This is a genomic window from Vibrio barjaei (assembly GCF_001639065.2).
GTDB classification, from domain to species: domain Bacteria; phylum Pseudomonadota; class Gammaproteobacteria; order Enterobacterales; family Vibrionaceae; genus Vibrio; species Vibrio barjaei.
In genome coordinates, this window is sequence record NZ_LQXO02000005.1 from 39943 (window position 1) to 53115 (window position 13173).

Sequence of the window (13173 nt, forward strand, 5' to 3'; positions counted from 1 at the left end):
CAATAGAAGAGATAGATTAAATGCCACGTTGATTATGTATAAGGTAGTAACATGACAATTCACGTAAAAAACAACATTCATTGGGTAGGACAACGCGACTGGGAGGTTCAAGACTTCCATGGAACAGAATACAAAATGACAAAGGGGACGAGTTACAACAGTTACCTTATTCGTGAAGAAAAGACAGTATTGATTGACACTGTTGACCACAAATTTAGTTATCAGTTCTTGCAAAACTTAGAAATGGAGATCGATTTGCACTCTATCGATTTCATCGTCATCAATCATGCTGAGGAAGATCATTCAGGTGCACTTTCTGCGATAATGGAAAAAATCCCCAATACGCCAATCTACTGCACAGAAGCCGCCATCGATTCTATTGTGGGTCACCATCACCATCCTGAGTGGAATTTTAAAACGGTCAAGACGGGCGATAGCATTGATATTGGCAATGGCAAGCAGCTTATCTTTGTTGAAGCGCCAATGTTGCACTGGCCGGACAGTATGATGACATATCTAACAGGAGACGCAGTGCTATTTAGTAATGACGCATTTGGTCAACATTACTGTGATGAGCGCCTATTTAACGATGAAGTGGACCAAGCGGAACTGTTTGAGCAATGCCTTCGTTACTACTCTAATATTCTGACGCCATTCAGTGCCTTAGTGACAGCGAAAATCAAAGAAGTTTTAAGTTTTAATCTTCCAGTCGACATGATTGCGACCTCTCACGGCATCGTCTGGCGTGACAATCCGATTCAAATTATCGAGAAGTATTTGCAATGGGCGGATAACTACCAAGAAGATCGCATCACTATCTTCTACGACACCATGTCGAATAACACTCGAATGATGGCTGATGCCATCGCACAAGGCATTCACGATGTGGATCCAGGCGTCGCAGTGAAGGTCTTCAATGTCTCGCGCCAAGACAAGAATGAAATACTGGCGAATGTGTTCCGTTCGAAAGGTGTACTCGTAGGATCGTCGACCATGAATAATGTGATGATGCCGAAAATTGCGGGCATGCTAGAAGAGATAACAGGTTTAAGGTTCAAAGAAAAGAAAGCAGCTGCGTTTGGTAGTTATGGTTGGAACGGTGGTGCTGTTGACCGTATTCATACACGCTTGACAGACGCAGGCTTTGAAACAACCGAGAGTATTAAAACTAAATGGCGTCCCGATGGCAAAGCAATGAGAGAGTGCAAAGCCTATGGGCAAAAGATCGCCAAGCAGTGGGCATTGAGCGATCTCAATGTCACTCCTATTGAATTCAATACGGCGGCGAGCGATGAGGGTAAAGCTACGTCCGAGTTACCCCATGATTCCGACTGCCAATGCATGATTTGTACGGTATGTAATTGGGTATATGATCCAGTTCAAGGAGAACCGAATCAAGGTGTTGAACCAGGGACGGCTTGGGACGATGTGCCTGACTATTTCTTGTGTCCAGAATGTAACCTAGGGAAAGACGTATTTGCACCTCACACTAAAGAGGGCGTGGCATGAAGCAGTTCGACATTGTCATTGTAGGGAGCGGTTTTGCTGCCTATCAATTGGTTAAGTCATTGCGGCGTATCGACAACTCAGTCTCAGTGGCTGTAGTGACGGGTGATGACGGACATGACTATAACAAGCCAGATTTAAGTCATGTATTCACCAAAATGCAAACCGCTGAACAGGTCATCATTAAGCGGGCAGAACCGTTCGCACAAGAGTATGGTATTGCGCTATATACCAACACTTGGGTCGAGCATGTAGACCCTCAGCTGCAGACTCTTGAAGTGGAGGGTGAAAAGCTGGGCTTTGCAAAACTGGTCTTAGCGACGGGAGCGAGTCCCTTTATTCCAGTCTTTAAAGGCTCTGCATCCCAAGATTTCCTTACTCACAATTCGTTAATTGACTACGAGAAAAATCAAACACGTTGGCGAAACGCATCTCGTATATTAGTACTGGGTGGTGGGTTAATTGGCGTGGAAGTGGCACTGGATCTTGCGAGTGTTGGAAAGCAGGTTTTCTTAGTTGAACCTGCTACAAGATTAATGCAGAACCAATTACCTGACTACATCGAATTGAAACTCAAGCAGGCATTGCAACAAGAAAGCATTAAGGTTATCACCGATGCGTTTGTGACTCATATTGATGAAGGTCCAGAAGCAAAACTTGTTACTTTGAATCAAGGTCAAGAGTTGATGGTCGATGAAATACTCGTGTGTGCTGGTCTTCGGGCCAACACGGTATTAGCGAAAAACATGGGACTGGAAGTGAACAAAGGTATTATCGTTGACGATTACCTCTGTACTTCCACTGCCAATATCTTCGCCCTAGGTGACTGTGCTGAAATTCAAGGAGAAGTAAGGGCGTTTTTACAACCTATCGTGATGAGTGCGAGTGCTCTTGCTAAAACGTTGACGGGAGACGCCACAAAGCTGACATTACCAACTATGCTGACTAAGGTAAAAACGCCAAACTACCCAATTCAGTTTGCTGGCGTTGTCCATGATAAACAGGTTACTCGCTGGAACTACGACGCTAGTACTAATGGTATTTTAGCTACCGCATTTAATGACAACGATGACATGATAGGTTTTATCGCGACACGAGGCCGAGCACCTGAGTCGTTTAAATTATTAAGGGAGTTGGTCTAATACTCACGACCGCTGTTAAGAGAAAACAACACTCACCCCAGTCTTTGAGGTGAGTGTTTTTTGTTTCTTTCAGCACTGCTTAAAGCGCCTGTTGTTTAGCTTCTGGCTTAAGGCTTCTTTGCTTGCGAGGTTTAACCATCATTCGATAAACAACAGGAACAAAGTAAAAAGAGATCAATGTCGTGAGGACGGTACCACCTGCGATAGCCACGGCGAATGGTGGCCAGAAGCCTCCTCCTGCGATAATCAATGGCATAAATCCGCCAACGGTAGTGATAGTGGTTGAGGTAATATGGCGAGTACATGCCATAACTGCATCGACGGAAGCATCGATGTCGCCTGACGAAGCTTTCTCATCTAATCTCAACTCCGCCAAAATTACGATAGCCGCGTTAATAGCTAGTCCCATGATGCCCAGCATCGCGATGATGACGGTAAAGCCAAATGGATAGTTGAAGACCCACACAGAGAGCAGCCCTAATCCTCCAGCTAATCCCGCTACCATAAAGATGATCGTACTTAGTCTAAACGAATTGAACGACATGACGACGACCAAAATCATCAAGACCACTACAACCGAAATATTCGAAATAAGCAGACTTACAGAGCGGTCTCGCTCTGCGGACTCACCACCAAAATCGATATGATAACCCGCCGGTAAGGTATATTGGGACAAACGTTGTTGGAACTCATTAAGTACCGTTTGTGGTAGCACTCCCGCTTGGATATAGCCCTCAATGGTATTAACGCGCTCGCCATTGCGTCTGGTGATTGCGCCACGGCTGGTGGTGAGTTCAAGGTCGGCTAGTGTCGAGACGCTGACTCCTGTGGTATAGGTGTTGGAAGAAATAGGCAGACGTAAATTGCCAAGGTGTGACAGGTTTTCTCGCTCTTCATTAGCAACACGTACACGAATAGGAATAGACTCGCTGCCTTCAGTGACTGAGCCAGTTTCTCGCCCGACTAATGTCGCTTGCAACATGTTGGCAAACTGGTTGAGCGTAATGCCATTGAGCTTGGCAGTATCTTCATCCACTTTTAACCAGACTTTTGGTGTACCAGGTTGTAGAGTTTCTCTGGTGTGTGTGACATGAGGCGTATTGGCAAGAATGAGACGGATATCCTCTCCTATAGATTTGAGCGTATCGAGATTCTCACCATAGACTCGTAACTCTATTGGTGCTTTAAACGGAGGACCTTGTTCTAGTTTTCTCACCAAAATTTGAGCGGAAGGGATTTCTCTGTTTAACCTCTCCTGAAGCTCTGGAATGACTTTATTAGCGGTTTGGAATGAATCCATTTTAACCATGGCTTGTGAGAAGTACGGCGCGTTGTTTTGCGTGGCTTGTAAATTGTAGTAGAACGATGGGAAGTTAGCGCCAACTAACCAATCGACTCGCTCTACACCTTCATAGGAACGAATGATGTTGTCCACAAGCTCCGTAGACGCCTCAGTCGCGTAAATACTGGCTTGTGGAGGTAAAAATACTTGTACCTCAAACATGTCTCGATCCGAAGGTGGAAAGAACTGTTCAGTCAGTTGAGAAATACTCCAATAGCCAGTAATGGGAACGGCTAAGACAAGCAGCAAAGAAATAGCAGGGTGTTTGATCGCCAGTTTTACTGAACGAGCAAAAGCATGGGTCAAAGCGGGAATGCGAAGCCCTGTATTGTACCAATGGTCTCCCGACGCGTGGCTAGGCAATAGCATAGTCGCGAACCCAGCAATGACGGTGTGTGAGAGGATATAAGAACCCACTAAAGAAAAGGACACGGTGATCGCAATTGCGCCTACAAATTCTCCAGTAGCGCCGGGCATCAGAATAATTGGAGCAAAGGCGAGAATGGTGGTGAGTGTTGAACCTAACAATGGCACCCATAGATGTGACAGTGCATTGATGGTCGCCTCTAAGCGAGCCTGACCTTTTAATCGATAGCTTTGGATGGTGTCCACCATGACCACTGCGTTATCCACCATGATTCCCAATGCGACGATAAGTCCTGTCACCGACATTTGGTTAATAGGGATGCCCGTCATTTTCATTAGTGACAGGGTAAACATCGAAGTCAGGGGCAGCGCAATAGCGACCAGCACGGCTGCTCTTACGCCTAAAGTCACAAACAGTACAATCAGAATCAGACTAAAACCGATAAGCAAGCTTTGCCCTAGATCGACCAAACGTGTCGTCGTGTAACCTTGTTGATCAAAGAGTATGTTAACCTTGATATTGCTGGGTAAATCCTGCTGAAAACGTTCAATGACCGTCATTGCTCTAGCGGTCCATTGATCAACACGTAACTCAGGCACCATTCGAGCTGCAACAATAACACCGGGTTCGCCATCAATGAGCGCCATTTCACTTTCTGGTGTCTTAGGACTGCGGGTGACGCTGGCAACATCTTCGAGTCGAATAATATGACCGTTATCGTCAACGATTAAAGGTACTTGTTTAATTCGCTCGATAGAATCTAACTCGGACTCAATTTCCAGCCCAAAGCGGGCAAAATGGCTGACCAGTTGCCCGGCAGAGTTTTTCGCGTCTGCGCCTGTTAGGCTATCACCGATGTTGATACTTGAGCGACCAAACGCCGCGGTGTCAGCGGTACGCAGGTTAACTTGAATCTCTTCTTTTGGCATGCCGTATTCATCAACAAACTCAGTGCCTGATAATGTTCTGAGTCTTTTAGCTAACTCTTTAGCATAACGTCCTAATGTTAGAATATCTGTTTTACCAGGGCCGTCCCAAGTTAGCGCGGAAATGATGGTAAAGGCGTAGGTGTGGTCACTGTCTAAATCAGGGGCGCCTGAACCAGTTGGCAAAACAGGGGTGATGTCGGACAGTTTATCTCTTGCTTTGGACCAGACTGGCTCTGGCTCCGTAATCTCATCCTTCAGCTCTATTGTGACAATAGAGATGCCTGGCCTAGATGTTGAACTTAGTAGTTTGACTTCACTAAGCTCCCTAAGTTTGTTTTCCACTACCTCAGTAACTAAGGTTTCGACTCGCTCGGCACTTGCGCCCGGAAAGCTTGTCGTTACATTGGCAAAACGGTTCGTGATAATGGGATCTTCTGCTCTTGGTAATGACGAAAATGCGGCGAGACCACTTACGATCAACAGAGCGGTCATTAAAATGAGTAACCGAGTATTGGTAATGATTTGAACTGCTTTCATATCACCACCTATTGAGAGCTTATTTGTACGGGTTGCCCCGGAACAACACGGTGTAGGCCACTGGCAATGATAGACTCGCCATTGGCAAGTGAACCATTGATGAAGGCACGCTGGCTATCGGCGTATAAGACGTTCACACTGCGACGCTCTACTTTACTATCGGCGCCTATGACATAAACATTCCACACTCCTCGCAAGCCATCAATAAGCGCGGTGAGTGGAACCCAGTAACCTGATTCGTCAATCGTTTGTTCGAATGCCAAATAGGCCAGTTCTCCTTCCAAAACATGAGCATCTTCGGGAAACTGATAGCGAAGTGACACGCTGCGTGATTTGGTGTCTACCATCGCTCCCGGATTAAGAAGTGTGACGCCATAATGAGTGCTAGAGACTCGTACGTCAGGAGACGTCAGTTGGGTAACGCGCTCAAGTTGTTGAGCTGGAATACCGATAAAGGCCTCTTTACCGGCACTGGCGAGCAGTACTAAGGTTGGTGTGCCGACGTTGACAACATCTCCAAGAGAGACATGTCGCTTGGCTATAACGCCTGAATAAGGGGCAAGGATGGTCGACTTTTCTTGTTTTAATTTGTTCGCGTTCCACGCGGCTTGTAACCGTACAAGATTGGCTTGCAATACACCTTCTTGACTGGTGAGAGCATCTATTTCAGCTTCTGCACTGAAGCCTTTCGACTTAAGAGACTGTTGACGCTTTAGATTGGCTTCAACGAGCTTTAGCTGGGCTCGCACTTCATTGTTTTGCGCCCTCAACTGGTTAGCTTCGGTGACCAATAAATCAGTATCGAGCCTAATGAGTGGTGCGCCTTTTTCAACAACGTCACCCACATCGACAAACAACGCATCCACTTTACCAGATAGCTCAAAGCCAAGATTAGCTTGTTGACCTGCTTTCACCGTTCCAACGTATTCTCTTTGAACTTTGTATGAAGGGCTTAACGTAATTTCAGTGGTGGAGACAGTCAAAGGATCGACCGCCTTTACCTCTGGTTGTTCTGATTTTTGACAACCTTGCAGCAAAATCAGAATTGCTAGTGCTGATGCTTTTGTTAGTAATTGCTTTGTTTGCATCATAGACATCCTATAAACCTAACCTATTGGTCATAGAATAATCACAATCAAACTAGACTGTCTAGTTTGATTGTGTTAAAAATTAGTTATTCCAAAGGTTGCTACTGGTATTGTGAGCATGATCCAAAAAAGTGAACAGAAGAGACTACAGATATTAAAAGCGGCGGGTGAGTTGTTTTGCGAACATGGCTACAAGGTGAGTATGGATCAGATCGCTAAACTAGCCGATGTCTCAAAGCAAACCGTCTATTCTCATTTCAAAACTAAAGACCTGTTGTTCGAAACCTGCATCCAATACCGATGTGAGCAGCGCGCGATTGATGAATCGGCGTTAAGTTTGGATAGTCCGATCAAGCCTACGTTGGTAGAGTTTGGTGTTCGTTTTCAGAACATGCATCTTGAAGAGCAAGTTCTGCAAACGTTTCGAAATGCAGTAGGACAGGTGAAGTCTCACCCTCAAATTTCTGCGCTATACCTAAAATCTGGTCCAGAAAAAACGCTCCATGTTCTAGCCAATTATCTTCAACGCCACCACGAAAAAGGCACGATTTCTCTTCCCAATGATTCAGAAAACGCGGCGATGCAACTTCTGCTGATGTTTCACGGAAAAGCAGCTTATTGGGCGTTTTTGGGCGAGAGTGGTGTGCAAACTGAAGTGCAGCGCAAACAATACATAGAAGAGTGCGTTACGCTGTTTCTAGCGGGTTGCTAACCGATGATAGGTGGTAATTCGCATTTTCGGTTTTACGTTGTTGAAAAATATGGGTAATCGACTCATTGAGCCAGTTGACCAACGCACTGTTTTGGTGGCGACTGTGGAAATAGGACAGTGCAGGATACTGCGCTTCTGGTAACACTTGGTCAGGGCTGAGCATGACTAAATTTGGATAGTTATGTATTGGGAAGCAGTTTGAGGTTCCCATAAACATGTCTGATTGCTGAACTACATCAATAAGTGCGACTGGGTATTCAGAGCTAAATCCCACCTCGAGTGGATGCCCCAACCCTTTAAAGATTTCAACGGTAGGGCTTGTATACTTACTGTAGTTGCTGACGATTAGTCGTGCTAATGGATACTTCGACATAGACTCAACCGTTACCTTTTTCTTAGTAATCGGGTGGTCTTTTCTAACAAGCAGACAGGCGTTAATATCACCAATTGTTCGCTTTTCCATGAACGGGTAGCTGTCGGTTAGTTCAGCATTGATCCCTAATAGTATTTCTCCCTTCTCAATAGCGGTTACCGTTTGATCATTCCACGATGCTATATGGATTCGCAGGCCCGGAGCATGTTCACGAAAATAGCGATACAACTCACCAGAAATGGAGAAAACAAAACTCGAAGAGAGAGCAATGGTAATGTCTTGGTCTAGCTGAGCGGGGTCAAAGACATCGCTATCATTGATGACATTTTCAATATCGTACAGTAGAGGGAGTAACGAGCTCGATAGCTGCTCAGAAAATGGTGTTGGTGCTAAACCTGATTTCACTTTAACGAATAACGGGTCATCAAATTGATGACGCAATTTTTGTAGTGATTGACTGACGGCTGGTTGAGATACGTACAATCGTTCCGCCGCTTTACGCATGTTTTTCTCTTCGTAAAGCACCTTGAAGACGCGAAGAAGATTAAGATCGAGATTAGCAAAGCGGTCTTTAGCCACTGGATTACTCAGTTTTATGGATGGCATGGGAATGTTAGCACTCTCAATGTTAGAAATACGTCAAAAGCCAACGTGGAATCACATTGGCTTGGGATAGGTGGTTTAACTGCCTGTTATTTAATAGGTTAGAATTTGTAACCAACCGTAAATGATAGGTAGTCCGCGTCAAGATCACCGTACATTGGTAAGTCGACGCGAAGGTCAGCATACAGCCCCATGTCCAATTGGCCACGAACACCAGCACCTAAATAGACACTTGAGTCATTGCCAGTTATTTTGCCAAAGTTCGATGTGTTAACTTCATCACCTAGGAAAGCAAGACCAACTACACCGTAAGGTTTGATCCACGCTTGACCAAGGTCAAAGGCGTAACCAATATCGGTATCAATTTTTAAGGTACGAGCTTTGTAATCCAATGTCTCGTCGTAGAATGGAACGTAAACATCGTCCTGGTTCCATGCATATGACACGTTGATACCAAAGATTTGGTTGAAGTCATAACCGTATTCAACTTTAACGCCCGTTCCTAAATTCCAGCTTCCCGCTGAATCACTAAATTCTAGGTTTGAAGCACCTATACCAACACGGTGACCACTAAAATCTGCATTTGCAATTGCGCCAGTTGAGATTGCTGCGATAGCGGTGGCAAGAAATAACTTTTTCATTACTAACCCTTAATTGTAAAAGCAATCCTGCTTGTGGTTTGCATTCCGTGCTCTGTTTCGATGAGGGCTAGTTTAATGATTAGTTAAAAAGACACTAATCATCAGTTATTAATAGTCTGATAACTTCTACTTATGACCTCGCTGTTAAATAGTTCTTGACCTCAAGTTAACTTGAGGAATTAAGCTAAGATTCAATCACTAAAAGAAGGAATAATACAATGAATGGATATATTGAACATGCCAACATTACGCTAGTTAACCCTAAGAAAACGATAGAATTTTTATTGGCAGCATTGCCAGATTGGCGCGTTAGAGGTCAGGGAAAGATGGAAGAATGGTATGGCAAAGAAGTGGAGTGGTTTCATGTCGGAGATGATCGCTCTTATATTGCTCTACAGTCGGGTGGCGATAAACAAGTGGAAGATTGGAATACACACTGGACTGGGGTAAAGCACATTGGAATTGTCGTTGACGATCTGAATCAGACAGTGGAGCAGCTAAAGCAGGCTGGATATGAATTAGACCATTGGGGGGGCGACCACCCACATCGACGTAGTGCTTACTATATGGATACGCATAATATGCAATTTGAATTTGTGGAGTACTTTTCTGAACAAAATGATGAACGTAACGATTACAGTTTGTAGTCTATCGTCCTCTCCGCTTTTTTAAAGCGATTAAGTGAACTCTACGATTTGGCGCTCTCTTGAGTAGTTCTCGACTGAGAACTACACTTAAACAGTAACCCTACTTTGGAAGGGGATATGCGTCGAACAGCCACAGCAAGCGTCCTGGCTTTCCTGTTGCTCATTCTCGGTAGTATGACAGCCAATATACCTTTGGCTCAGGAAACCAGAACAACCATACCCATTCTTAGTATCAGTGGAGCCATCGGTCCCGCTGTAGGGGAGTATGTGCTCGAAGAGCTCGAAAGTGCCAACCTGTCTCCGAAGATCTCAGCGGTTATCATCACGATAGATACTCCCGGCGGTTTGGTTTCTAGTTTAAGAGATATCAATCAAGAAATACTCGCATCTTCCAAACCCATCCTCTGCCTTGTTTACCCTAAAGGTGCCAGAGCTGCTAGCACTGGCACCTATATGCTCTACGCCTGTCATATCGCCGCTATGGCACCTGCAACAACATTGGGAGCCGCGACTCCTGTGAATATTGCAGGCTCGGAACCAGAAAAAGGCGAAGACCAGAACCAGATTCCTTCTGCAATGGAGAAAAAAATCCTCAACGATTCTATTGCTTACATTCGTTCTCTAGCTCAGTTACGGGGGCGGAACATTGAATGGGCCGAAAAGGCGGTAAAAGAGGCGGCAACACTTTCCTCTCAGGAGGCTTTAGAGCTTAACGTGATTAACTACATCTCCGATTCGCCAGCACAACTGGTTTCACAACTAGAGAATCAAATACTGGTGTTCAACGAGCAAACCGTACAACTCAACCTCAAGGAAGCTCAGCTAGTCCCTAAGGCTCCTAATTGGCGGCATAAGTTTCTTTCTACCATCACTAACCCGAATATCGCCTACCTATTGATGATGATTGGAATCTACGGCTTGATTCTGGAGTTCTATAGTCCCTCTTTTGGTATTGCAGGTATCACTGGGGCGATATGTCTTATGATCGCTATGTATGCTCTGCAGATGTTGCCAGTGAGCTACGTGGGAGTTGGGTTAATGGTACTTGGAATTGCTTTGTTGATAGCCGAATCTTTCATACCAAGTTTTGGATTATTTGGTTTTTCCGGCATCGTAGCGTTTGTACTAGGCTCTATTTTCCTGATTGATACTGACCTTCCTGCTTTTCAAGTCTCGGTCAAGTTGATTTTGTTTATTGCATTAACGTCTTTGACATTCGTTATATTTGTATTGCGACGTGCTTGGTTGTTAAGAAAAAAACAGGCGGTAATCGGAGAGGAAGCGCTATTAGGTACGTTAGTCGAGGCATCAGAAAACATAGATGATCAGGGGTTTATTTGGCTTGAAGGTGAACGCTGGGCCGCAATATGCGATAGGCCTGTTCAGACAGGAGACATGGTTGAGGTTACTCAAGTCAACGGACTAACGTTGGTGGTAAAAAAACTATCAGGGAGTAAAGCGCATGATTGAACAAGTAATAACTCATGGCCTACTAACCCCAGTCGCACTCATTGTCCTAGCGCTACTTGTGGCGTTTAGTTTGTTTCATATCTTGAGAGAGTATGAGCGTGGAGTGGTCTTTTTTCTAGGTCGATTTCAAACAGTGAAAGGGCCGGGCTTAATTATTGTCATTCCTTTGATTCAACAAATAGTAAAGGTTGATTTACGAACCGTGGTTATGGATGTGCCTAGTCAAGATGTCATTAGTAGAGATAACGTGTCGGTTCGTGTCAACGCAGTGATCTATTTCAGAGTGGTTGATTCACAAAAAGCCATTATTAATGTTGAAGATTATATGGCGGCGACATCGCAGTTAGCACAAACAACACTGCGCTCGGTGTTAGGGCAGCACGAGCTAGATGAAATGCTAGCCAACAGAGACATGTTAAATGCTGACATCCAAGCAATCTTAGACGCTAGATCTGATGGTTGGGGTATTAAGGTGTCTAACGTTGAGATCAAACATGTGGATCTCAATGAAAGTATGATTCGAGCAATAGCCAAGCAGGCAGAAGCAGAGCGAGTTCGACGTGCCAAGGTTATTCATGCTTCTGGAGAAATGGAAGCGTCTGATAAATTGGTTGAAGCTGCGAGTAAGATGTCTGTAGAGCCTAATGCCATGCTGCTAAGGTATTTGCAAACGTTGACAGAAATTGCTGGAGAGAAAAGTTCCACCATTTTATTCCCTATGCCAATGGAGTATTTAGATGGACTGTTTAACAAAAAGGATAAAGACAGCAAAAAGTGAGTTTCGATACCATTGTTGACTAAGGTGTATTTTAAAACCGAATAGATAGCCCACCGCATAGAGTTTGAGTAGGTCATTGAAATGAATATAACTTTTTATACATATTACAACGTTTGAAAGGTGGATGGGTGGAACTAATTGGATAGTGAATAGGTACAGCCTTGTTACCTTGTGTGAATGAAATTAGTTTAGGTGGCATTCTCTCACTTATTTGGAGACGCTATCATGACTGATAAAAAAGAAACACTTAGTGATGTTGAGAAGCAGCGACAAGAGCTTATGGCTCGCTTGAAGGGCGCACAGAGCCAGATGAAAAGCTCCGCCTCTGATAAAAGTAACGCATCAGGCTTTCTAGATGTGATGATCAAAAGTACAGGAACTTTTGAGAAACAGTAGTAAAAGTACGCCCAAACTATCGTTTGGGCGTACTTTAGTTGTTACCCTAATGACCAGCATCTAACAGCACTATTAATAACCTTCACGCTGTATTCATTGTTCTGAGAATTCTTCACTGTCAATCCTCACATACCTTGTTACCGTAAAAGTTCATACAATGGACTGCGGTAAAACTATGGATTTATGGATAAAGCTAGAATACCTTGCCTTACAAATTTGGGCGATTTTTGTCATTAGGGCGTTACTATTTGGCCAATAGTTTGGTGGCAATTAGCCAACTTGAGTCATTTCGTTAAGCGTAAAACTCTCAACGGCGCCGTCGGTTGCTGCTTTGTATTGAGCAATATGTGGCGCGGCTAAATGTGCCATTAACAGCTCGCGCGACTCCCAGTTCTCGTAAAATACAAAGTGCGCAGGATTTTCATTATCTTGGTGTAGATCGTAGTTTATACAACCTTGTTCTTTACGTGTGATATCAATGAGTTTGAGAAGCTCTGCTTTCACAAGTTCAATCTGATCAGGTTTTGCAATGATGTTAGCGACAATAGTCAGCTTGGCCATGGTATTTCCTCGTTAGAATGGATCTTTTGGTAGGTAGTAACTGGGTAACAACATCTTATCTTGGCTTAAATAAAACAAAAA

Annotated in this window: 12 protein-coding genes; 7 read left to right on the plus strand and 5 right to left on the minus strand. The window is 44.3% G+C overall.

What is annotated here, in order from left to right:
- The first annotated feature begins 51 nt into the window (after positions 1–51).
- Positions 52–1509 carry an anaerobic nitric oxide reductase flavorubredoxin gene (norV, locus tag AWH66_RS01105; RefSeq protein ID WP_063604879.1) on the plus strand — a complete coding sequence of 486 codons (1458 nt, stop codon included), beginning with the start codon at positions 52–54 and terminating at the stop codon, positions 1507–1509.
- The gene (gene norW, locus AWH66_RS01110; protein WP_063604880.1) at positions 1506–2648 is read left to right on the plus strand and encodes an NADH:flavorubredoxin reductase NorW; all 1143 of its coding nucleotides are present in this window, start codon (positions 1506–1508) and stop codon (positions 2646–2648) included. Before norV ends, norW begins: the two co-directional genes overlap by 4 nt.
- Positions 2649–2727: 79 nt before the next feature.
- On the opposite strand, the gene AWH66_RS01115 is transcribed toward norW, so the two are convergent.
- Together AWH66_RS01115 and AWH66_RS01120 are read right to left on the minus strand one after the other, a co-directional pair.
- The gene (locus AWH66_RS01115; RefSeq protein WP_063604881.1) at positions 2728–5823 is read right to left on the minus strand and encodes an efflux RND transporter permease subunit; all 3096 of its coding nucleotides are present in this window, start codon (positions 5821–5823) and stop codon (positions 2728–2730) included.
- An 8-nt stretch (positions 5824–5831) separates the two neighbouring features.
- Entirely contained in the window at positions 5832–6914 is a 1083-nt protein-coding gene (locus AWH66_RS01120; RefSeq protein ID WP_063604882.1) for an efflux RND transporter periplasmic adaptor subunit, read from the minus strand.
- A 109-nt stretch (positions 6915–7023) separates the two neighbouring features.
- On the opposite strand from AWH66_RS01120, the gene AWH66_RS01125 reads away from it, so the two are divergent.
- Positions 7024–7623 (plus strand): TetR/AcrR family transcriptional regulator, encoded by a 600-nt coding sequence (locus tag AWH66_RS01125; RefSeq protein ID WP_206360029.1) that lies wholly within the window; start codon positions 7024–7026, stop codon positions 7621–7623.
- Here the strand turns inward: AWH66_RS01125 and AWH66_RS01130 are convergent.
- Both AWH66_RS01130 and AWH66_RS01135 read right to left on the minus strand, forming a co-directional pair.
- Positions 7598–8602, minus strand: a complete 1005-nt coding sequence (locus tag AWH66_RS01130; protein WP_083399919.1) for a LysR family transcriptional regulator — start codon at positions 8600–8602, stop codon at positions 7598–7600. The two genes, AWH66_RS01125 and AWH66_RS01130, sit on opposite strands and share 26 nt — an antisense overlap.
- Positions 8603–8700: 98 nt before the next feature.
- Entirely contained in the window at positions 8701–9240 is a 540-nt protein-coding gene (locus AWH66_RS01135) for a porin family protein (protein WP_063604884.1), read from the minus strand.
- A 218-nt stretch (positions 9241–9458) separates the two neighbouring features.
- Here AWH66_RS01135 and AWH66_RS01140 point away from each other — a divergent pair, with 218 nt between their 5' ends.
- The 4 genes from AWH66_RS01140 to AWH66_RS25820 all read left to right on the plus strand — a co-directional run bounded on the left by AWH66_RS01140 (position 9459) and on the right by AWH66_RS25820 (position 12531).
- Complete coding sequence (locus tag AWH66_RS01140; protein WP_063604885.1) at positions 9459–9887, plus strand: VOC family protein; 429 nt, start codon at positions 9459–9461, stop codon at positions 9885–9887.
- A 117-nt stretch (positions 9888–10004) separates the two neighbouring features.
- Positions 10005–11357, plus strand: a complete 1353-nt coding sequence (locus tag AWH66_RS01145) for an NfeD family protein (RefSeq protein WP_063604886.1) — start codon at positions 10005–10007, stop codon at positions 11355–11357.
- Positions 11350–12135: a slipin family protein gene (locus AWH66_RS01150; protein WP_063604887.1), complete on the plus strand. Its 786-nt coding sequence runs from the start codon at positions 11350–11352 to the stop codon at positions 12133–12135. Before AWH66_RS01145 ends, AWH66_RS01150 begins: the two co-directional genes overlap by 8 nt.
- Before the next feature lie 225 nt (positions 12136–12360).
- Complete coding sequence (locus AWH66_RS25820; RefSeq protein ID WP_167360917.1) at positions 12361–12531, plus strand: hypothetical protein; 171 nt, start codon at positions 12361–12363, stop codon at positions 12529–12531.
- A gap of 270 nt (positions 12532–12801) precedes the next feature.
- Here the strand turns inward: AWH66_RS25820 and AWH66_RS01155 are convergent, their stop codons facing one another.
- Positions 12802–13092 (minus strand): putative quinol monooxygenase, encoded by a 291-nt coding sequence (locus AWH66_RS01155; protein WP_006069292.1) that lies wholly within the window; start codon positions 13090–13092, stop codon positions 12802–12804.
- Positions 13093–13173: the final 81 nt, after the last annotated feature.